The organism is Micromonospora sp. NPDC005087 (assembly GCF_042872965.1).
GTDB lineage: Bacteria > Actinomycetota > Actinomycetes > Mycobacteriales > Micromonosporaceae > Micromonospora.
Genome location: NZ_JBIALB010000005.1, coordinates 170,706 through 191,087 on the forward strand (window position 1 = coordinate 170,706; position 20,382 = coordinate 191,087).

A 20,382-nucleotide genomic window follows, 5' to 3' on the forward strand; every position below is an offset into this window, starting at 1 on the left:
TGCTGGCCGCGTACCAGCGGGAACTGGGCGCACCGGTGGGGGCCGGCACCGACCCGGCAGCCTGGTACGGCGCGGTGGCCCGCTACGCCGGCGCGGACAGCGCGGACGCCGCGGCGGCCTTCGCCGACGAGGTGTTCACCACCATCGGCGCCGGCGAGTCCCGGGTGACCGACGACGGCCAGCGGATCACGCTGCCGGCCCGGGCAATCCAACCGCAGCGCTCCTGGCTGGACCGGCTGGGACTGCGCCGGCTCGCCCGCCCCGACGGGCTGGAGTGCCCCCGCACCATCTCCTGCGAGTGGATCCCGGCGCCCTACGAGGCGTTCGGCGCCGGGAACTACGGCAACCACGACCTCTCCGACCGACCCGGCCGGCAGAAGATCGAGTACATCGTCATCCACGACACCGAGGCGAGCTGGGCGACCACGCTGCAACTCGTCCAGGACCCCACCTACGTGAGCTGGCACTACTCGCTGCGCTCGGTGGACGGGCACATCGCCCAGCACGTGAAGACCAAGGACGTCGGCTGGCACGCCGGCAACTGGTACGTCAACGCCAAGTCGATCGGGCTGGAACACGAGGGCTTCGCCGCGCAGGGCACCTGGTACACCGAGGCGATGTACCGGACCTCCGCCAAGCTGGTCCGGCACCTCGCCCTGCAGCTGGGGATCCCGCTGGACCGCCAGCACATCATCGGCCACGACAACGTGCCCGGCACCGTCGCCTCCACCGTGCGCGGGATGCACTGGGACCCGGGCCCGTACTGGGACTGGACGCACTACTTCACGCTGCTGCACGCGCCGCGGCTGGACACCGGCATCCCGGCCTCCGGGCTGGTCCGGATCGGCCCCGACTACGCCACCAACCAGCCGGCGTTCACCGGCTGCGTCACCGCCGGTGTGCCGTGCGCGCCGCGCGGCTCATCGTCGGTGGTGCTGCGCAGTGCGCCGTCCGCGGACGCGCCGCTGGTCAACGACATCGCACTGCGCCCCGACGGCACCCCGAACACGATGGAGGTGTCGGACCACGGCACCCGGGCCTCCGCCGGCCAGACGTACGCCCTCGCCGGTCGGCAGGGCGACTGGACGGCGATCTGGTATCTCGGACAGAAGGCGTGGTTCCACAACCCGGCGTCGGCGCCGACCGCCACCTGGACCGTCGGCGTGGTGGCCACCCCGAAGCCCGGACGGGCCACCATCCCCGTGTACGGGCGGGCGTACCCCGAGGAGGCCGCCTACCCGGCCGGGGTGCCATACCAGCCGATCTCGCCGCTGCAGTACACCCTGGCGGCCGGCCAGCGGTACGCCGTCGGCGCGGTGCTGCCGGGCGAGTACTACCGGGCCACCACGTTCGACGGCTCCTCGCCGGGCGACTGGACGGTCATCCGCGGCCAGAACCGGTACGCGCAGATCCAGTTCGGTCACCGGATCATGTACGTCGACCTCGCCGACGTGCAGCTCCTGCCGTCTCCGGTGGACGCACCGCACTGAACCGTGTTGAACGGCACGAGGGCCCCCGGTCGTCCGACCGGGGGCCCTCGTCGTGGCTGCTGGATCAGCCGGGTCTGCGGAACCCGGCGACCGGCATGTTGTTGATGCTGGCCACCTGCACCGGTTTGCCGGCGCGTGGCGCGTGCACCATCTTGTCGTTGCCCAGATACAGGCCGACATGGTGCAGGTCGCTGAAGAAGAAGACCAGGTCACCGGGGCGGGCGTCGGCCCGCGAGATGGCCTTGCCCTCGTGCCACTGGTCACCCGTGTGGTGGGTCAGGTAGATCCCGGCCGCCTTGTACGCGTACTGGGTCAGGCCCGAGCAGTCGAACGAGTTCGGGCCGGTGGCGCCCCAGACGTACGGGTCACCGACCTGCTGGCAGGCGGTCTTGATCGCCTTCTGGGCGGCCGCGTTGGCCACCCCGTTGATGGTCGGGCAGCCCTCGGTCTTGATCGTCGTCTTCGGCAGCGAGGCCTCGAGCCGCTTGATCTCGCCGTCGATCTGCTTCTTCTTCGCCGCCAGCTCGTTCTGCTGCTTGGTCTGGGTGGCGATCAGCGCGTCCAGCTTCTGCTTCTGGCCGTCGTACTTGGCCCGGACGGCCAGCACGCCCTCGACCTCCTTGCGCTCCCGCGCGGCCAGCCGGTCGAGGACGGTGAGCTGCTCGGTGAGCGTGTCCGGCTTGGCGCTGATCAGCAACGCGCCGATGTCGTGGGAGGGACCCGACATGTAGTACCGGGAGGCGAGGTCACCGACCCGGTTGAGCGCCAGCTCGCTCTGCAGCGCCAGCGGCTCGATCTTCTTCTGCAGCTCGGACGACTTCTTCCGGTTGGTCTTCAGCTGCGACCGCACCTTGTTGTACTGCTCGATGGTGGGCTCCAACCGCTCCCACTGCTTGTCGATCTGCGCCTCGATCTCGTCGACCGTGGGCGCGGCCTGCACGGGCGCGGAGAGCACGCCAGCGCCGACCGCCGCGGCGGCGACCAGGACGAGTAGACGGTGGGCGACCCTGCGCAGACCGCCCGACCGAGCGGGCAGTCCCGGGGCGTGACGATGAGGGGGCATGGTTGCCACCGGCACCGACTCCTTTGCAACCGACCGCCGGGCGCCTCGCGTGAGGGAAGGGCCGAGGCAGACGACCCACAGCGGTCGGTGCCTCACATTAGGGAAGCGCAGCAGCGGAATCAAGGCGGGAGGCGTCACCGTCACTGTCGCGCAACCGCTTGCACACCAAGGGTATCGGCCGATCAGCCAACTATCGCAGTCAATACGTCGTCGAGCGTGACCACACCGAGCGGGCGCCGGCCGTCGCTGACCAGCACCATGTGCCTCCGCTCGCGGCGCATGGCCAGCAGCAGGTCGGCGAGCGTACGCTCCGGCGGCACCACCGCCAGCGGCCGGTAGACCTCCGCCGGCACCGCTGCCCGGCGAGCCTGCCCCGAGTACCCGAGCACGTCCTTGACGTGCACGAAACCGAGCACCCGCCGGGTGGACCGCTGCACCACCGGGAACCGGGACCGGCCGGTGCGGGTCGCCAGCACCTCCAGCGACGCGGGCGAGACGTCCTCGGCCACCGTCACCACCGTCGACCACGGCTGCCACGCGTCCGCCGCGGTCCGGGTGTGCAGGGCCAGGGCGCCGGTGATCCGGGCGTGCTGCTCCGCGTCGAGCAGCCCTTCGGTGCGCGCCTGGGAGACCAGCCCGGCCAACTCCTCCGCGGTGAACACCGTCTTCACCGCCTCGGACGCCTCGATCCGCCAGACCGCGAGGACCCGCCGGGCCGCCCACTTCATCGCCAGCAGCAGCGGCTTGGTGGCCACGCAGAACGCCAGCATGGCCGGGCCGAGCCAGAGCGCGGAGAGTTCCGGACCGGCCAGCGTGATGTTCTTCGGCACCATCTCGCCGACCACCGTGTGCAGGAAGACCACCACGCCCAACGCCAGCACGAACGCCACCGGGTGCACCGCCCGCTCGGGCAGGCCGGCCGCGTGGAACGGCGACTCCAGCAGGTGGGCCAGCGCGGGCTCGGCGATCGCGCCGAGGCCCAGGGAACAGACCGTGATGCCGAGCTGCGCCCCAGCGATCATCAGGGGGATCTGGTTCATCGCCGACAGCGCCCAGCGGGCCCGCTTCGAGCCGGCGGCCAGCGGCTCGATCACCGTCCGCCGGGACGCGATGAGCGCGAACTCGCTACCCACGAAGAACCCGTTGCCGAGCAGCAGCAGCACGGTCACCAACAGCTCAGGCATCGTCGTCCGGCTCCGCCGGGCGCAGCACCCGGACCTGCTCGATCCGGTGCCGTTCCACCTCCACCACGGTGAACTCCCAGCCACCGGCCTCGACCGTCTCGCCGGCCAGCGGGATGTGCCCGAGCCGGGCCATCAGGTACCCGGCCAGCGTCTCGTACGGCCCCTCGGGCAGCCGGAAGCCGGTCTGCTCGGCCAACTCGTCGGAGCGCAACACCCCGTCGACCAGCACGGTGCGCTCCCCGCCCGGCACGGTGAGCTCGACCGGGCCGACGTCGTCCACGCTGGCCGGATCGAACTCGTCGGCGATCTCCCCGACCAGCTCCTCGACCAGGTCCTCGATGGTGACCACGCCGTCCGTGCCGCCGTACTCGTCGACCACGATGGCCAGGTCGGCGCCGGCGGCCTTCAGTGCGGCCAGCACGCCGTCCAGGTCCAGGCTCTCCGGCACGTACACCGGCTCGCGGGCCACCGAGCCGACCGTGGTCGACGCCCGGGCGGCCAGCGGAACCCCCAGCGCGTCCGGCACCCCCGCCACACCGGTGACCAGGTCGAGGGTCTCCTCGTACACCGGGAACCGAGTCCGCCCGGTCTCCCGGGACAGCTCGAGCAACCCGGCCACCGTGGCCGTGGCACGCAGCGCGACCACGTCCACCCGGGGGGTCATCGCCTCGGCCGCCCGCTTGTCGCCGAAGCGGATGGTGCGGCGCAGCAGCATCGCGGTGTCCGGGGGCAGTGCCCCGGCCCGGGCGGAGATGGCCGCCAGCAGGCCCAGTTCCTCCGGCGAACGGGCACTCCGGAGCTCCTCCTGCGGCTCCACCCCGAGCGCCCGGACGAGCCGGTTCGCCGAACCGTTCAGTCCCCGGATCACCCAGCCGAACGTCCGGGAGAAGGAGTGCATGGGGCCGGCGGTGGCCAGCGCGGTCGGCATCGGTCGAGCCAGCGCCGCGTTCTTGGGCACCAGCTCACCGAAGAGCATGGAGATCAGAGTCGCCAGGGCCAGCGCCAGAAACGGGGTGAACCGCTCCGTGCTGTCCCCGGCCACCGGGCGCAGCAGCGGGGTGAAGACCCGGGCCAGGGCCGGCTCGGCCAGATAACCCGTGAGCAGCGCCGTGATGGTGATGCCGAGCTGCGCGCCGGAGAGCTGGAAGGAGAGCTCGCGCAGCGCCGTGCGTACCCTCAGGGCGGCCTCGTCGCCGGCGCCGGCCCGGCGGTCGATCTCCGCGCGATCGACCGTGACCAGGGCGAACTCGGCCGCGACGAAGAACGCGTTGCCGGCGGTCAGCGCAGCGAAGCCGACCAGGGGCAGCAGCGTGGCCAGGACAATCCCGTCGATGTTCGCCTCACCTCGGCGCGATTGTGCCACGGCGGGTGCCCAGCCACCGGCCGGGCCGGCCGACGGCTCAGCCGGCGACCGGCGCGGCCTCCTTGCCGCGCTGCGGCTGCTCCGGCTTGACCGAGCGGAGCAGCACGCTGGCCACGTCGATCACCTCGACCTGCTCGCCGGCGCCCTTGCCGTTCACCCCGTCGTTGAGCATCGTCGAGCAGAACGGGCAGCCGACGGCGACCGTCCTCGCCCCGGTGGCCATGGCCTCCTCGACCCGGTCCACGTTGATCCGCTTGCCGATCTTCTCCTCCATCCACATCCGGGCGCCGCCAGCGCCGCAGCAGAAGGAGCGCTCGCTGTTGCGCGGCATCTCGGTGATCTCGCCCTCGATGGCGTCCCCGAGCACCTCACGGGGAGCCGCGAAGATCCGGTTGTGCCGGCCCAGGTAGCAGGGGTCGTGGTAGGTGACCCCGCCGTCGACGGGCTGCACCGGGGTGAGCTTGCCGGTGGACACCAGGTGGGCCAGCAGCTGGGTGTGGTGAACCACCTCGAACTCGCCGCCGAGCTGGCCGTACTCGTTGCCGAGGGTGTTGAAGCAGTGCGGGCAGGTAGCGACGATCTTGCGCTTGGCCTTCTCCCGGCCCTCGAACGCCTCGTTGAGCGTCTCCACGTTCTGCTGGGCGAGCATCTGGAACACGAACTCGTTGCCGATCCGCCGCGCCGGGTCGCCGGAGCAGGTCTCGCCCTCACCCAGGATGGCGAACTTGACGCCCGCCTCGTTGAGCAGGGTCGCCACCGCGCGGGTGGTCTTCTTGGCCCGGTCCTCGAACGCGCCGGCGCAGCCGACCCAGAACAGGTACTCGAAGTCGTCCACCTCGCCGACCCGGGGCACCTCGAAGTCGAGACCCTTGGTCCAGTCCTCGCGGGTGTTCTGCGGGGCGCCCCACGGGTTGCCCTTGTTCTCCAGGTTGCGCAGCATGACGCCGGCCTCGGAGGGGAAGCTCGACTCGATCAGCACCTGGTAGCGACGCATGTCGACGATGTGGTCCACGTGCTCGATGTCCACCGGGCACTGCTCGACGCAGGCACCGCAGGTGGTGCAGGACCAGAGCACGTCCGGGTCGATGACGCCGCCCTCCTCGGCGGTGCCGATCAACGGACGGTCGGCCTCGGCCAGCGCCAGCACGTCGACGTGCGCGAGTTGCGCCGCGGTGGCCTTCTCCTCGCCGGTCAGGTCCTTGCCACCACCGGCCAGCAAGTAGGGCGCCTTGGCGTACGCGTGGTCGCGCAGGCTCAGCACGAGCAGCTTGGGCGAGAGCGGCTTGCCGGTGTTCCAGGCCGGGCACTGCGACTGGCAGCGACCGCACTCGGTGCAGGTGCTGAAGTCCAGCAGACCCTTCCAGCTGAACTGCTCGACCTGGGCGACACCGAACTGGTCCTTCTCCGGGTCGGCCTCCTCGAAGTCGAGCGGCTTGCCCTGGCTCGTCATCGGGCGCAGCGCGCCGAGGCCGGAGCCGGCCGGCCAGGCCGGCTCACGCTTGAAGAAGATGTTGGGGAACGCCAGGAAGCGGTGCCAGGCGACGCCCATGGTGACGTTCAGCGAGATGACGATCAGCCAGGTCATCGAGATGACGATCTTGATGAGGGCGGCGATGCTCGCCCCGTCCTGCCAGTCGGGCAGCACCGCGCCGACCGCGTGGCTGACCGGGGTGGCCCAGAGCGGGTACTCGAAGTGGTCGGTGGCGACCTTGAAGCCCCGGATCACGAACCCGAAGATCAGGACCAGCAGCACGATCCACTCGACGAAGTAGCCCTGCCACATCGTCGAGCCGGTGAACCGGGAGCGACCACCCGGCCGGTTCGGCCGGTTGCGCAGCCGGATCGCCATCAGCACCAGGATGCCGACCAGACCCAGCACGCCGATGATCTCGGTGGCCAGCCCGAAGACCACCCAGTGCCCGATGATCGGCAGCCCACCGGTCGGGGTGACCACCTCGAAGTACGCCTCGAGCACCAGCAGCGACAGCACGATGAAGCCGACCATCACGAACCAGTGCGCCGCACCCACCACGCCCCACTTGAGCATGCGGGTGTGGCCGGCGGTCTCCACCAGCATGGTCTTCGTACGGCTGACCTTGTCGGTGAACCGCTCCGGCGCGGGCTGGCCGAGCCGGATGACTGCCACCATCTTGAGGACCGCGCGTGCCGCAAGCCACACCGCCACGGCGGTGATGGCGGCCGCGAGGATCGTGGTGACGATCTGGACGCTGCCCATCGAGTTGGCCTCCCCGGTCTGCTGCCTGTCGAGCGGCTCGGCGACCGGGACCGGGTCAGGACGGAGCCGGCGTCGCGCCGCTGCCGCACCTGCGACCGGACCGGTCGATGACCTCGCTCCGCTCGGTCATGCAGTGCAGCCTACGCGCAAGGTTACCCAGCAGTAACGTGAGTCATCTCGCAGCGGGCCACGCCGCCCTGCGGACACCATAGGGTGCCCCGCCCGGTCCTGCCGGGCAGGGGCTCCGTGGGGTGACGTGAATCCTCCGGCGTGGCGACGCGCCGGGCCGGCTCAGCGCCAGCGGGAGAGCAGCGCCAACGAGGCGACCATCGCGCCGAAGCCCACCGCGAGGTTCCAGTAACCCCACGCCATGATCGGGTACTGCTGCTCGGAGAGGTAGTAGACCACCAGCCAACCGATGCCAGCGACGATCAATGCGACCGCGGTGATCGGCAGCCACACCGGGCTAGGCTTGCGCGACGATGCCGCCGTCGTCGGACGGACGTCCGTCGGCGGGGTGTACACCTTCTTCTTGCGGACCTGAGACTTGGGCACGACGCTCTCCAGAGGGGTGACGACCTCGTCCGGCCTGACAACCGGGCGCGGGGGCGACGGTCCATGGCCAATAATGTTCGAAAGCTAGCGTAGTCCGGAACGCCCGCCCGGACCACGAATGGGGTCAGGCCGGTGCACGGAGTGACCGAAAAAGGCGGGACTGTTCGCATCACCGGCCCGGCCGGGGCGGACCAATCCCCGAAACGCGGAAGGAACGCTCGGTGGAGTACACATCCGGCGCCGCCTCCTGGCAGAAGGTCCTTCGACGGGCCGGTGCCGGGCTGCTGCCCCGGCGACCGCGTCAACGCCGACCGGGCTGGTCGATCGGGGTGCCCCTGATCGCCGCCGCGGCGGGGCTGCTCTTCACCACCACCGCGACCACGGCCGGCGGCACCGCGCTACGAGAGGACCGTCGGCCCCAGCTCAACCAGCTCATCGAGGACCGCCGCGAGCAGGTGGCGGCGAGCGAGCGCCGGGCCGCCACACTGCGCGACGAGGTCGAGGAGCGGACCGACGCGCTGGCCGACTCGGACAGCCCGATCAAGGCTCAGCAGGACCGCGCCCAGGGCAGCCTCCAGGCCGCCGGGTTCACCAAGCTGACCGGCACCGGGGTGACGGTGGAGCTGAACGACGCGCCGCGACGCACCGACCAGACCCCCACGGACGCCAGCAACGACGACCTGGTGGTGCACCAGGGTGACGTGCAGGCGGTGGTCAACGCGCTCTGGGCCGGCGGGGCGGAGGCCATGTCAATCATGAACGTCCGCGTGCTGGCGACCAGCGCGGTACGCTGCGTCGGTAACACCCTGCTGCTCCACGGGCGGGTGTACTCCCCACCGTTCAAGATCGTAGCAATCGGCGATCCCGCTGCCCTCCAGCAGGCCCTCGCCAGCTCTGAGGGAGTCCGGTTGTTCAAGGACGCAGTCGACGACTACCAACTCGGATACAAGGAGACCGTCTCCGCGGTGACAGTCCCGGCATTCGAGGACTCGACCGCCCTGCGCTCGGCGACGGTGCCCCGGTGAGCGGCCCGGACGACCGGCGCGACGGGCGACACCGGGACCAGGCCGACGAACCGACGGCGTTCCTACCCAAGGTCGACCGGCCCGAGCGCGGAGCTGACCGGCCCGGCCTGGCCGGCAACTGGCCCGATCCGATGCTGCCCGCCCGACCCCGGGCGACGCGCCCAGCGGCCGTACCCGAACCGCCGGCCGCCCCCGGGCCTCCCCGGGGCGACGGGGCGCCGCCGCCGGCCGGCCGCGCCGACAACCTCCCGCGCGCCGACCGCCCGGCCCAGCCGAACGCCGGCCGGCCCGACCAGCAGCGGACCCCGACTCACCCGGGCACCGGAGCGCCTCCGCCGTGGCCCGGTGCCACCCCGGCCGGGTCGGGCCCGCACGGCGGGCCCGTCCGTCCCCCCGCAGCCACCGGCGGCCGACCGACCGCACCCGACCAGGGACCGGTCCGGCCGGCCGCACCCGACAACGCCCCCATCCGGCCGCCGGCGCCGCCGACCGCCCCGACCGCCCGCCCGCCGGCCGCCGGTGTGGACGCGCCCACCGCGTTCATCCCCACGGTCGGACCCACGCGCGCAACCGGCTCCCCGGCCGGGCCGGACCGCCCCGCCGACCCGGCCGCCACCGCGCTGATCCCGGCCGTGCCCGCCAGGCCCTCGTCCCGCCCGCCGGCCATGGACTCCACGGCGCTGATGGGTGCCGTCCCCCGCACCGCGGCCACCGACGAGCCGGCCGGCGCCGCGGACAGTCCCGCCGAACCACCGCGGCCCCGACGCGGCGAGCGGGTGGTCCAACTCCGGCCCCACCAGACCGGTGAGGGCTACAAGAGCGTCTACTCGGAGCTCACCCGCCCCTCGCTCGCGTCCCGGCTCCGCACCGGCGTCCGGCTCACCGGCGAGGTTCTGATCACCTTCGGCCTCGTGGTGCTGCTCTTCGCGGGTTACGAGGTCTGGGGCAAGTCGGCCATCGTCGACGCCCACCAGAACGACCTCAGCCAGCAACTCGCCCAGGCGTGGGGCCCGACCGACGACCCCACGGTCGTCCCGTCGGCCACCCCGAGCGTCAAACCGTCGCCGCCGGTTCGCGGCAAGCCCATCGCCGGCCTCTACATCCCCAAGCTCGACAAGAACTGGGTGGTGGTCGAGGGCGTCACCCAGGCCGACATCCGGTACGCCCCGGGCCACTACCCGGCCAGCGCGCTGCCCGGACAGGTCGGCAACTTCTCCGTCGCCGGCCACCGCAACCGGGCCACCTTCTGGCGGCTGGACGAGCTGGACGACGGCGACGCGATCGTGGTCGAGGGCAAGACCGACTGGTACGTCTATCGGGTGTCGCAGACCCGGATCGTCAGGCCGACGCAGGTTGAGGTGGTGGCACCGGTCCCCGGTGATCCAGACAAGAAGCCGACCCGGCGGATGCTCACCCTGACCACCTGCAACCCGAAGTTCGACAACTACCAGCGCTTGATCATCCACGCCGAGCTGGACCGGACCCAACCCAAGTCAGCGGGCCGCCCGGCGGAGCTGGGAGGCTGACCCGATGTACGCGTTCATCTGGCGCAAACTGCCGTTCGGCCTGGCCGGCAAGCTGACCGGTTCGGTGCTGCTCGCCGCCGCCGCGGTGGCCCTGCTCTGGTACGTGGCCTTCCCGTGGGCCGAGCCGCTGCTGCCCTTCGACGACGTGCAGGTCACCCAGGACTCCGGCGTACCCGGTGAACCGGGCAGCGGCGACGCGGTGACCGGGGAGACCCCGGCCGGCGACGAGCACGAGCTGCCGTACGACACCGACCGGAACAACTCCGCGCCGCCCTCGCCGAGCAGGTGACCATGCGCGTCCTGGTGATCGACAACTACGACTCGTTCGTCTTCAACCTGGTGCAATACCTGGGCCAGCTCGGGGTGGACTGCGAGGTCCGCCGGAACGACGAGATCGACGTCTCCGACGTGGGCAGGGTGGGTGCCGCCGGCATCCTGCTCTCACCCGGGCCGGGCAGTCCCGACCGCGCCGGCATCTGCCTGGACGTCATCCGGGAGTACGCGGGCGAGTTGCCCATCTTCGGCGTCTGCCTCGGCCACCAGGCGATCGGCGAGGCGTTCGGGGCGACCGTCACCCGCGCGCCCGAACTGCTGCACGGCAAGACCTCCGAGGTACGGCACCAGTCGGTCGGCGTGCTCACCGGTCTGCCCGACCCGTTCACCGCCACCCGCTACCACTCACTGGCCGTACTGCCCGAGACGCTCCCCGACGAGCTGGAGGTGACCGGCTGGACCGGCTCCGGCGTGGTGATGGCGATGCGGCACCGGACGCTGCCGATCGAGGGCGTGCAGTTCCACCCGGAGTCGGTGCTCACCGAGGGCGGCCACCTGATGCTCGCCAACTGGCTGGCCGGCTGCGGTCACCCAGAGGCGCTGGAGCGGGCCCCGGAGCTGGCCGCCGAGGTCGACGCCCGCCGCCGCGCCGCCTTCGCCACCGCCTGACGCCGGCCAGGCCGACTTCAAACCGGACGCTCAGCCCCGCAGCGCGTCCTGGACCGCGGGACTCGCGGGCGAGCGCACTGCCGGTGCCCGGCCCAGGGCTGCGTCCCAGGCCGCCTTGCCACTGGCGAAGTAGTCCCGGACCGACTTCTCGACCAGCAGGGCGGGGCCGCAACCGGTGCAGCGGGCCGTGACTCCGTCGACGTCGAGGCCGAGGTGCCGGCACAGCGTCACGGCCCGGGACACGTGGTAGGACTGGGTCACGATCAGGGCCCGCTCGACCCCGTACACCTCGCGCGCCCGGGCACAGCTGTCGTAGGTGTCCAGGCCGAACGGGTCGGACACCACGCGACGCGGGTCGACACCGAGCTCGGTCAGGTACGACGTCATCACGGCCGGCTCGTCACCCGACGTGCCACCCCCGTCGCCTGACACGAGGACCACCCGGGCCCGCCCACTGTTCACCAACTCGGCGGCGGTCTCCAGACGGCCGGCCAGCCGGTCCCCAGGTCGAGTTCGATCAGCCGCCACGGCGGTGCCGAGAACGATCACCACGTCGGCGGCCGGCGCGTCGGCCTCGTCGTACACGTGACCGCGCGCGGAGATCGTCGTCCAGAGCCACGGAAGGCTGGCGAGGAGCAGCGCGACCAGCCCCAGGGCGACCACCCGGGTCAGGCCTCGCCGCCACCGACGCTCGCGACCCGGAGGGCCGGTCACCGAAGCTTCGGCGGCGGTCACGCGGACGGTCCCGGAGCCCGAGCCACCGGGTCTACTGCTCGTTGAGCCGAGTGGGTGGGGGAGGGAACGGCAGCCCGGAACCGCCACCGTTACCGTCGCCCGGCTTGGTCGGCGTGGCGGTCGGCGTCGGCGTCGGCGTCGCTGGCGGACTCGGAGTCTCGTTCTCCGGCTCCGGCTGGGAGACGATGATCGTCACCGTCTTCCCCTGGGCCAACTGCGTGCCCGGCCTGGGGTTCTGGTCGGTCACCTTGCCGGCCTCCGCTGCGGGCACAAGGTCGCCGAGATCGACGTTGACCTTGTAGCCCGCCCGCTTCAACTCCTCCTCGGCCGCCTCCTGGGAGGAACCACGAACGTCCGGAACGCCACGGATGTTGCCCTTGGAGTAGGTGACCGTCACCTCGGTAGCCTCGGCCACCCGAGTCCCGGAGGTCGGCGACACGTCCAGGACGATGCCCTCGCTCTCCTTGTCGTCGCGCGGCTTGGGCTTGACCCTCAAGCCCAGGCCCTCAAGCCGAGCCTTGACCGAGTCGTACTTCGAGCCGACGAGGTCCTTCGGGATTACCACCTCGGGCTTGCCACCACACACCTGGACGGTCACCGTGCCGTTCTCCCGCAGCTGCGTCCCGGCCTCCGGAATCTGCGTGACGACGGTGTTCTTTTCGCAGGTGCCGTTCAGCACCTGGTCTCCGGCCTGCGGCTGGAAGCCGAGGCTGCGGATCTCGGCGAAGGCGGCCTCCTGGCTCTTGCCGGTGAGCGTGGGGACCGACTTCAAATTCTTGTCCGGCTGCTGACTCCAGAGCAGGGCGGCGACCAGGGCGATCACCGCCAGCACGCCAACGGCGCTGAAGGTCGCGATCAGCAAGGAGGACGCCTTGCGCTGGCGCGGGTCGCCGACCCGGGCCGGAATCTGGCGGGTCTGCGGCCCACCGCCGGCGGGCGGGTAGCCACCGCCGCCGCCGGCCGGAGCCATCGCCACGGTCTCCGCCTCGCGCATCACCGGGGTGGCCAGCACGGGACGGCCAGCGGCGGCGCGGAGCAGGTCGGCCCGCATCTCGCCGGCGCTCTGGTAGCGGTTGAGCGGATTCTTGGACAGCGCCTTGAGCACGATCGCGTCGACCGCGGGGTTGACGTCCGGGTTGATGTCGCTCGGCGTGGGCGGCGTCTCCCGCACGTGCTGGTACGCGACGCTGACCGGGCTGTCCCCGACGAACGGCGGGTGCCCGCAGACCAGTTCGAAGAGCACGCAGCCGGCCGCGTACACGTCGGAGCGGGCGTCCACGGCCTCACCGCGCGCCTGCTCCGGGGAGAGGTACTGCGCCGTGCCGATCACCGCGCTGGTCTGCGTCATGGTGGTCGCACCGCTGGCCAGCGCCCGGGCGATGCCGAAGTCCATCACCTTGACCTGGCCGGTCTGGGTGAGCATGACGTTGCCCGGCTTGATGTCCCGGTGGATGATGCCGTGCCGGTGGCTGAACTCCAGCGCCGCGCACATGTCGGCGCAGATCTCCAGCGCCCGGCGGGGCTGCAACCGGCCCTCGGCGCCGAGCACCTCCTTCAGAGTCCGTCCGTTGACGAACTCCATGACGATGAACGGCAACGTCTCACCGGTCGGCGCGGTCTCCTCGCCGGTGTCGTAGACCGCCACGATCGCCGGGTGGTTGAGCGAAGCCGCGTTCTGCGCCTCCCGACGGAACCGCATCTGGAACGTCGCGTCCCGCGCGAGGTCGGTGCGGAGCATCTTGATCGCGACGTCCCGACCGAGCCGGAGGTCGCGACCGCGGTGCACCTCGGCCATGCCGCCGTAGCCGAGCAGCTCGCCGACCTGGTACCTGCCACCGAGCAGGCGGGCCTGCGCTGTCATCGCGTCTGTCGTCCTTCGCTCGTCATCGTCCCGCCGTCGTCCGGCTGGAGCCGTACCTCAAGACGGTACGACGTCCGGGTCGCATCGTCGCGTCCGTCGAGCCGCAGCACGCCGGACGTCACGGTGTGCGGAGCCAGCGCACCGGGTTCACCGGCTTGCGACTGCTTCCGCAGGTTGTAGGAAATCACGCCGGAGCAGAGCAGGACCAGCACGGCCAGCAGGATGGCGAGGAGCACCATGCCGGGCCGGGACCGGCGCGGATCGGGTGCCGGCAGCGCTGGGCCGGCCTGCCGGGCGTACGCCTGCTGATACTCCTGCCGGACCGGTGCCTGCGGCACCGCGGCGGCGCCGCGCGGGTAACCGGCGGGGCTGACGGGCGGGCGTGCGTGCGGGACGGCCGGCGCGACGGCGGTGGGTCGGGGCTGCTGGGCCGGCGCGACGGCGGTCGGCCGCTGCCCGGCGACCGGCGGTCGGTGCGGGGCGCCCGGCGGGCGAAGCTGCTGCGCGGACGGCACCTGGGCCCGACCGGGTGCGGCGGGCGACGCCGGCGCCGCGGAGACCGGCCCGGAGTTGCCACCGGCCCTGGCCTGCTGGGAGAGCGCGGCCTTGAGCTGGCGGGCGACCCCGGCGAGGGCGGCGGCGCTGGGCCAGCGGGCTGCCGGGTCCTTGGCCAACGCCCGCTCCACCACGGCCCGGACCTGCGGCGGGATGTCCGCCGGCAACGGTCGGGGCGTCTCCCGGACGTGTCGCATCGCGATGTCGAGCGGGTTGTCGCCCTCGAACGGTCGCCGCCCGGCCAGGCACTGGTAGGCGACCACGCCGAGCGCGTACACATCGGAGGCCGGGGTGGCCACGCCACCGGTGGCCTGCTCCGGTGAGATGTACGAGGCGGTGCCGAGCACCGAGCCGGCGGCGGTGAGCTGGCCGACCATGTCGGAGCGGGCGATACCGAAGTCGGTCAGCACCAGCGTGCCGTTCGGCCGGACCAGCAGGTTGCCCGGCTTCACGTCGCGGTGCACGATGCCCTTCTCGTGCGCGGCGTGCAACGCGTCCGCGGCCTGCGCGACCAGGGCCATCGTCCGGGCCGGAGTGAGCCGGCCGACCCGGCTCAGCGTGGACGACAGGGCGTCGCCCTCGACGTACTCCATGACCAGGAAGGCGATCTGCTGGTCGTTGCCGAAGTCGTAGACGTCCACCACGCCGGGGTGGTTGATGGTGGCCATGGTCCGCGCCTCGCCGCGGAACCGCTCGGCGAAGTCCGGATCGTCGAGCAGCGCGGGGAGCAGGCTCTTCACCGCGACCGTCCGGCCGAGCACCTGGTCGGTGCCGCGCCAGACGTCGCCCATGCCGCCGCTGGCGATCCGCTCGTCGAGACGGTAGCGGTTGCCGAGCTGGACGCCGGGGCTGAGCATGTCAGCGACCCCCCGGGTCGGCGATGGCGGCCCGCATGATCTGACCGCCGATCCGGGCCGCCTCGGAGCTGCCGCCGCTGCCGGCCTGCTCCAGTACGACGCAGACCGCGGAGACCGGGGTGCCGTTCTTGTCGAGCGCGAACCCGATGAACCAGCCGTGGTCGGGCCGGTCCGGGGCGGACTGCGCGGTGCCCGTCTTGCCGCCGACCGTGTAGCCGCTGATCGCCGCGTTCCGGCCGGTGCCCTTCTGCACCACGCTGACCATCATGTCGCGGAGGTCGCCGGCGACCTGCCCGTTGACCGGCTGGCGCAGCTCCCGCGGCTTCGCGGTGTAGTAGCTGGTGGTCCGGTCCGGGGCGAGCAGCTGCCGGACCAGGTACGGCCGCATCTGGCTGCCGCCGTTGGCGACCGCCCCGGCGATCATGGCCCCCTCCAGCGGGGTCATCCGGACGTTGTTCTGGCCGATCGAGGACTGGGCCAGTGCGGCCGGGTCGGTGCTTCCGTCCGGGTTCTGCATGTCTCCGGTCCGGCTGGCCGCCGTGCGCAGCCCGTCCTCGCCGAGCTGGCCGACGGTGAGGTCGTCCTGCTCGAAGCCGAACTGCTGGGCCTTCTCCTTGATGGTGTCGGCGCCGAGCCGCACGCCGAGCTGGGCGAAGCCGGTGTTGCACGATTCGGTGACCGCGTCCAGCAGGGTGACCTGCGACTTCGGGCAGATCGACGGGTGGGCGTTACGGATCGGGCTGCCCGAAGTGGGCGGGGTGTAGCTCGACCCGGCCGGGATCGAGGTGGATTTGCTGATCCCGTTCTCCAGCGCGGCCGCGGCCACCACGATCTTGAAGGTGGAGCCCGGCGGCAGCGTCTCGGAGAGCGCGCGGTTCTTCAGCGGGCCGTCCGGGTCCTGATCCAGCTTGTTGAACGCCGCCGCCGCCTCAGTGCTGTCGTGGACGGTCAGCGGGTTCGGGTCGAAGCTGGGCATGGAGACCAGCGCCTGCACCGCGCCGGTGCGCGGGTCGATGGCGATCGCCGCGCCCTTCTTCACACCCACCTGGTTGTTGCGCAGCTGGTCGTACGCCACGTCCTGGGCCCGCTTGGAGAGCGTGAGCAGCACGTTGCCGCCACCGGTCTGGTCGCCGGTGAACATGTCCTTGAACCGGTCGCCGATCAACTGGTCGCTGGTGCCGGCCAGGAAGTCGTTCTCCACCCGTTCGATGCCCTGGTCCGCCAGGTTGACCGGCTTGTAGCCGAGCACGTGGGCGTACTTGGCGCCGCCCGGGTAGGAGCGCAGGAACTTCAGCTTGCCGGTGGTCTCCTTGCTGGTGGCCACCGCCGTGCCACCGGCCTCGATGTTGCCGCGCTTGCGCTTGTAGTCGGCGACCTGGACCCGACCGTTGTAGTCGCTGGTGCGGTACTCGTCGGCCTTGTACGCCTGGATCCAGTTGAGGTTCGCGAAGAGCAGACCGAACAGGACGATGACGACGACGCCGACACGGCGCAGGGGTGCGTTCACGGCTTGATCACCTCCGTGGGAGCACCGTGCAGCTGCTCCGGCGGGCCGCCGGTGGGCCGGGCAGCCTTGCCACCGCTCCCGCTGACCGGCCGGCGGGCTCCGTCGGAGACCCGCAGCAGCACCGCGATGAGCAGCCAGTTGGCCATCAGCGACGAGCCACCGGCGGACAGGAACGGGGTGGTCTGACCGGTGAGCGGGATGAGCTTGCTGATGCCGCCGACGATCACGAAGACCTGCAGGCCGAGGGTGAACGCGAGACCGCCGGCGAGCAGTTTGCCGAACGAGTCCCGCACCGCGAGCGCGGCACGCAGGCCCCGCTCCACGATCAGCAGGTAGACCACCAGCAGCGCGGAGAGACCGAAGAGGCCGATCTCCTCACCGATGCCGGCGAAGATGAAGTCGTTCTGCACCTCGGGCAGGATGTCCGGTTGACCGCCGCCCGGCCCGGCGCCGAAGAGCCCGCCCGTGCCCAGGGCGAGCAGGCCCTGGACGAGCTGGTAGCCCTTGTCGGTCGGGTCGGCGAACGGGTCCAACCAGATCTCGGCGCGCACGTAGAAGTTGGCGAACGGCCCGCCGATCGTCGAGCCCAGGACGTAGGCGAGGTAGGCGCCCCCGAAGAAGAGGATCAGACCGATCAGCAGCCAGCTGACCCGTTCGGTGGCGATGTAGAGCGTCACCACGAACATGCCGAAGTAGAGCAGCGAGGTGCCCAGGTCCTTCTCGAAGACCAGCACCAGGAGGCTGATCAGCCAGACCACGACCACCGGGCCCAGGTCGCGCCCACGCGGGAAGTCGATGCCGAGGAAACGCCGGCTCGCCAGCGACAGCACCTCGCGCTTGCGCACCAGGTAGTAGGCGAAGAACACCAGCAGTGCCAGCTTGGCGAACTCACCCGGCTGGATGGAGAACAGGCCGACATCGATCCAAAGTCTGGCGCCGTTCTTCTCGGAGATGCTGCGCGGCAGCACCGCCGGGAGCATCACCAGCACGATGCCGGCCAGGCCCAGGGTGTACGCGTACCGGGAGACCGAACGGTGGTCGCGCATGATGGCGAGCAGACCGGCGGCGAGGATCACCGAGAGGAGCGTCCAGGCCAGCTGGCGCCCGCCCTGCCCCGCGAAGATGGCCAGGCTCTCCCGGTCGGCCACGGGGGCCTCGCCCAGGTCGATCCGGCGCAGGAAGCCCACCCCGAGGCCATTGAGCAGCGCCACCGCCGGCAGCAGCGCCGGGTCGGCGAACGGGGCGAGGAACCGGATGACCAGATGCAGGCCGAGGAAGACCGCGCCGAGGGCGGCGGCGGGCATCCAGAAGTCCGGGGTGACCGTGTCCAGCAGGTTCGCCTCGACGGTCGCCCCGTACGCGGCCACCAGCACCATGGCGAGCAGCAGCAGGGACAGTTCGGCGTTGCGTCGGGACCGGGCCAGGCGTACGCCGGACTCCCCGCCCGTGGTGGCGGGCGAGGGTGCCGGTGTGGCCGCTACGGTCACGGGTGGAGTCCTCGGGATCTCAGCTGACGCTCACTCGGGAGACCGGCAACCGGCCGGGTCGAGCCCTGGCGTGGTCGAGTCGGAGGGCGTGGCGTCGGGTGTGGTGGTCGGATCGGTCACGCCGACAGCGGCGGTCGCACCGGTGGTCGGGCTTGCGCTGACGACCCCGGTGGGGGTCACCGACGCTTTCGCGCTGGGGCTGCCGTTCGGTGCCGGCGTCGTCCCGGCCGGCGTCGGGGTCGGCGTGGGCGTCGGCGTCGCGCCAACCACGGCGGTCGGGTCGGCCGGGCAGATCGGCTTCAGGTTGGGGTTGCTCGGGATGTCGCTGGTCAGCTCGGCGAGTTGGCGCTCGGCATCCGGCTCGCTCTTGGCCCGGATGCCCACCTTGACGGTGTCCTGCGCCGCCACGGTGAGGTCGTCCAGCCGGGTGCCGCTGGTGCGATGCACGGTGGAGAGGTCCATCCCGGCGATCTGACCCTGGATGCCACGGAAGACGGCGACCTGGCCCTCCTCGGTGGCGCCCACGTAGTACTGCTGTTGCGTGTAGGTCCAGCCGGCGAAGAGCCCGCCGCCGAGGATCACCAGCAGGGCCAGCGCCATGGCGGTGGCCCGCACCGGACGGCGCTTCGGCTCCTGCTCGTCGTCCGCCGCCGGCGGCTCCTCGGGCGCGGCCGGGCGCGGCGCGGACAGCGCCGAGGCCCGGGCGGCCGGGGTGGAGTCGTCGGCGGAGGTGGCCATGCCCCGGTCGCGGGCGGCGGCGCCGCCGACGATCGGGGTCGCCTCGACGATGTCCTGATCCGTGGCGTCCGCGATGATCACCGTGATGTTGTCCGGCCCACCGCCGCGCAGCGCGAGTTGCACCAGCCGCTCGACGCACTGCTGCGGGTCGGCGTACTCCCGCAGGGTCTCGCCGATGGTCTCGGCACTGACCACGCCCGAGAGGCCGTCGCTGCAGATCAGGTAGCGGTCGCCGGGCAGCACCTGGCGCACCGAGTACTCCGGGTCGATGTCCCGGCCGTCCAGGGCCCGGGTGAGCAGTGACCGCTGCGGGTGGCTGCTCGCCTCCTCGGCGCTGATCCGACCCTCGTCGACGAGCATCTGGACGTAGGTGTCGTCCTTGGTGACCTGCGCGAACTCACCGTTGCGCAGCAGATAGGCCCGCGAGTCGCCGATGTGGACCATCCCCAGCTTGCTGCCGGAGAAGAGGGTCGCCGTCAGCGTGGTGCCCATCCCCTCCAACTGCGGGTTGGCGTCCACCGTGTCGCGGAGTTGTTGGTTGGCGGTGCCCACGGCCGAACGCAACGCGTCGACGAGAGCGTCCCCCGGGACGTCCTCGTCGAGCGGCGCCATGGCACCGATGACGATGTTGCTGGCGACGTCACCGGCGGCCATGCCGCCCATGCCGTCGGCAACGGCGAGTAGCCGCGGCCCGGCGTAGACGGAGTCTTGATTGCCGTCTCGGATCAGACCGCGGTCGCTGTGGGCCGCATAGCGCAGGGTCAGAGTCATGGCCGTAATTCGAGGGAAGTGCGGCCGATCCGGATCGGCACGCCGAGGGGGACGGGGGTTGGTCCGGTGACCTTAGCGCGATCTAGGTACGTGCCGTTAGTCGAGCCGAGGTCCTCGACGAACCACTGCCCTTCACGCGGCACGAGCCGGGCGTGCCGCGCGGAGGCGTAGTCGTCGGTGATGACCAGGGTGGAGTCCTCGGCCCGACCGATGGTGATCTGCGCTTCACCGAGAGTGATTCGAGTGCCGGCCAGCTGGCCAGCGGTCACCACCAGCTGGTGTGCCGCCCTGCCCCGCTTCACCTTCGCTGGCTTGGCCGCTTGCCCCGTCGAGGCGCCCACCGCACGCGGCGCCGCCACCAGACGACCGGACCGGGCCCCCGCGAAGAGGTCCCGGCGGATCACACCGACCACCGTGAACACGAAGATCCACAACAGGATCAGGAACCCGAACCGGGCGACGGTGATGACCAGTTCCGGCAAGGCGG

17 protein-coding genes are annotated in these 20,382 nt (G+C 71.6%); 5 read left to right on the forward strand and 12 right to left on the reverse strand.

The window, feature by feature from the left end; all coding sequences use genetic code 11:
* Positions 1-35: 35 nt before the first annotated feature.
* Entirely contained in the window at positions 36-1,490 is a 1,455-nt protein-coding gene (locus ACFYPS_RS14650) for an N-acetylmuramoyl-L-alanine amidase (RefSeq protein ID WP_387324774.1), read from the forward strand.
* A 64-nt stretch (positions 1,491-1,554) separates the two neighbouring features.
* Here the strand turns inward: ACFYPS_RS14650 and ACFYPS_RS14655 are convergent, their stop codons facing one another.
* The 5 genes from ACFYPS_RS14655 to ACFYPS_RS14675 form a co-directional block, all read right to left on the reverse strand.
* Positions 1,555-2,553, reverse strand: a complete 999-nt coding sequence (locus tag ACFYPS_RS14655) for an NlpC/P60 family protein (protein ID WP_387324777.1) — start codon at positions 2,551-2,553, stop codon at positions 1,555-1,557.
* Between the two features lie 182 nt (positions 2,554-2,735).
* Positions 2,736-3,737: a hemolysin family protein gene (locus ACFYPS_RS14660; protein ID WP_387324780.1), complete on the reverse strand. Its 1,002-nt coding sequence runs from the start codon at positions 3,735-3,737 to the stop codon at positions 2,736-2,738.
* The gene (locus ACFYPS_RS14665) at positions 3,730-5,043 is read right to left on the reverse strand and encodes a hemolysin family protein (RefSeq protein WP_354966569.1); all 1,314 of its coding nucleotides are present in this window, start codon (positions 5,041-5,043) and stop codon (positions 3,730-3,732) included. Before ACFYPS_RS14665 ends, ACFYPS_RS14660 begins: the two co-directional genes overlap by 8 nt.
* 94 nt (positions 5,044-5,137) lie before the next feature.
* On the reverse strand, positions 5,138-7,336 hold the full coding sequence (locus ACFYPS_RS14670) for a (Fe-S)-binding protein (RefSeq protein ID WP_354966419.1): 2,199 nt from the start codon (positions 7,334-7,336) through the stop codon (positions 5,138-5,140).
* A gap of 291 nt (positions 7,337-7,627) precedes the next feature.
* The gene (locus ACFYPS_RS14675) at positions 7,628-7,891 is read right to left on the reverse strand and encodes a cell division protein CrgA (protein ID WP_354966418.1); all 264 of its coding nucleotides are present in this window, start codon (positions 7,889-7,891) and stop codon (positions 7,628-7,630) included.
* A 221-nt stretch (positions 7,892-8,112) separates the two neighbouring features.
* On the opposite strand from ACFYPS_RS14675, the gene ACFYPS_RS14680 reads away from it, so the two are divergent.
* From ACFYPS_RS14680 to ACFYPS_RS14695, 4 genes are read left to right on the forward strand one after another with little or no spacing between them, the layout of a single operon-like run.
* On the forward strand, positions 8,113-8,916 hold the full coding sequence (locus ACFYPS_RS14680) for a DUF881 domain-containing protein (protein ID WP_354966417.1): 804 nt from the start codon (positions 8,113-8,115) through the stop codon (positions 8,914-8,916).
* Positions 8,913-10,442, forward strand: coding sequence for a class E sortase (locus ACFYPS_RS14685; RefSeq protein ID WP_387324784.1), 1,530 nt, complete (start codon positions 8,913-8,915; stop codon positions 10,440-10,442). The genes ACFYPS_RS14680 and ACFYPS_RS14685 overlap by 4 nt, the downstream gene beginning before the upstream one ends.
* Positions 10,443-10,446: 4 nt before the next feature.
* Positions 10,447-10,731, forward strand: coding sequence for a hypothetical protein (locus ACFYPS_RS14690; RefSeq protein ID WP_387324787.1), 285 nt, complete (start codon positions 10,447-10,449; stop codon positions 10,729-10,731).
* A 2-nt stretch (positions 10,732-10,733) separates the two neighbouring features.
* The gene (locus ACFYPS_RS14695) at positions 10,734-11,384 is read left to right on the forward strand and encodes an aminodeoxychorismate/anthranilate synthase component II (protein ID WP_354966414.1); all 651 of its coding nucleotides are present in this window, start codon (positions 10,734-10,736) and stop codon (positions 11,382-11,384) included.
* Positions 11,385-11,414: 30 nt separating this feature from the next.
* Here ACFYPS_RS14695 and ACFYPS_RS14700 read toward each other — a convergent pair whose 3' ends face one another.
* Genes ACFYPS_RS14700 through ACFYPS_RS14730 form a run of 7 tightly spaced genes read right to left on the reverse strand, consistent with a single transcriptional unit; the run spans position 11,415 to position 20,377 of the window.
* Positions 11,415-12,119: an ElyC/SanA/YdcF family protein gene (locus ACFYPS_RS14700; RefSeq protein WP_354966413.1), complete on the reverse strand. Its 705-nt coding sequence runs from the start codon at positions 12,117-12,119 to the stop codon at positions 11,415-11,417.
* Positions 12,120-12,150: 31 nt separating this feature from the next.
* Positions 12,151-13,980 carry a Stk1 family PASTA domain-containing Ser/Thr kinase gene (pknB, locus tag ACFYPS_RS14705; RefSeq protein ID WP_354966412.1) on the reverse strand — a complete coding sequence of 610 codons (1,830 nt, stop codon included), beginning with the start codon at positions 13,978-13,980 and terminating at the stop codon, positions 12,151-12,153.
* The gene (locus ACFYPS_RS14710; RefSeq protein ID WP_354966411.1) at positions 13,977-15,392 is read right to left on the reverse strand and encodes a protein kinase; all 1,416 of its coding nucleotides are present in this window, start codon (positions 15,390-15,392) and stop codon (positions 13,977-13,979) included. Before ACFYPS_RS14710 ends, pknB begins: the two co-directional genes overlap by 4 nt.
* A 1-nt stretch (position 15,393) precedes the next feature.
* The gene (locus ACFYPS_RS14715) at positions 15,394-16,899 is read right to left on the reverse strand and encodes a peptidoglycan D,D-transpeptidase FtsI family protein (RefSeq protein ID WP_387324791.1); all 1,506 of its coding nucleotides are present in this window, start codon (positions 16,897-16,899) and stop codon (positions 15,394-15,396) included.
* Complete coding sequence (locus tag ACFYPS_RS14720; protein WP_354966409.1) at positions 16,896-18,386, reverse strand: FtsW/RodA/SpoVE family cell cycle protein; 1,491 nt, start codon at positions 18,384-18,386, stop codon at positions 16,896-16,898. Before ACFYPS_RS14720 ends, ACFYPS_RS14715 begins: the two co-directional genes overlap by 4 nt.
* Before the next feature lie 30 nt (positions 18,387-18,416).
* On the reverse strand, positions 18,417-19,895 hold the full coding sequence (locus tag ACFYPS_RS14725) for a PP2C family serine/threonine-protein phosphatase (protein ID WP_354966408.1): 1,479 nt from the start codon (positions 19,893-19,895) through the stop codon (positions 18,417-18,419).
* Positions 19,892-20,377 (reverse strand): FHA domain-containing protein, encoded by a 486-nt coding sequence (locus ACFYPS_RS14730; RefSeq protein WP_088959602.1) that lies wholly within the window; start codon positions 20,375-20,377, stop codon positions 19,892-19,894. The genes ACFYPS_RS14725 and ACFYPS_RS14730 overlap by 4 nt, the downstream gene beginning before the upstream one ends.
* Positions 20,378-20,382 lie beyond the last annotated feature (5 nt).

Bases quoted from the DNA above. Each gene is read 5' to 3' on its own strand.
- ACFYPS_RS14655 (WP_387324777.1), bottom strand. From the start codon at position 2,553: ATGCCCCCTCATCGTCACGCCCCGGGACTGCCCGCTCGGTCGGGCGGT.
- ACFYPS_RS14660 (WP_387324780.1), bottom strand. From the start codon at position 3,737: ATGCCTGAGCTGTTGGTGACCGTGCTGCTGCTGCTCGGCAACGGGTTC.
- ACFYPS_RS14670 (WP_354966419.1), bottom strand. From the start codon at position 7,336: ATGGGCAGCGTCCAGATCGTCACCACGATCCTCGCGGCCGCCATCACC.
- ACFYPS_RS14690 (WP_387324787.1), top strand. From the start codon at position 10,447: ATGTACGCGTTCATCTGGCGCAAACTGCCGTTCGGCCTGGCCGGCAAG.
- ACFYPS_RS14695 (WP_354966414.1), top strand. From the start codon at position 10,734: ATGCGCGTCCTGGTGATCGACAACTACGACTCGTTCGTCTTCAACCTG.
- pknB (WP_354966412.1), bottom strand. From the start codon at position 13,980: ATGACAGCGCAGGCCCGCCTGCTCGGTGGCAGGTACCAGGTCGGCGAG.
- ACFYPS_RS14710 (WP_354966411.1), bottom strand. From the start codon at position 15,392: ATGCTCAGCCCCGGCGTCCAGCTCGGCAACCGCTACCGTCTCGACGAG.
- ACFYPS_RS14725 (WP_354966408.1), bottom strand. From the start codon at position 19,895: ATGACTCTGACCCTGCGCTATGCGGCCCACAGCGACCGCGGTCTGATC.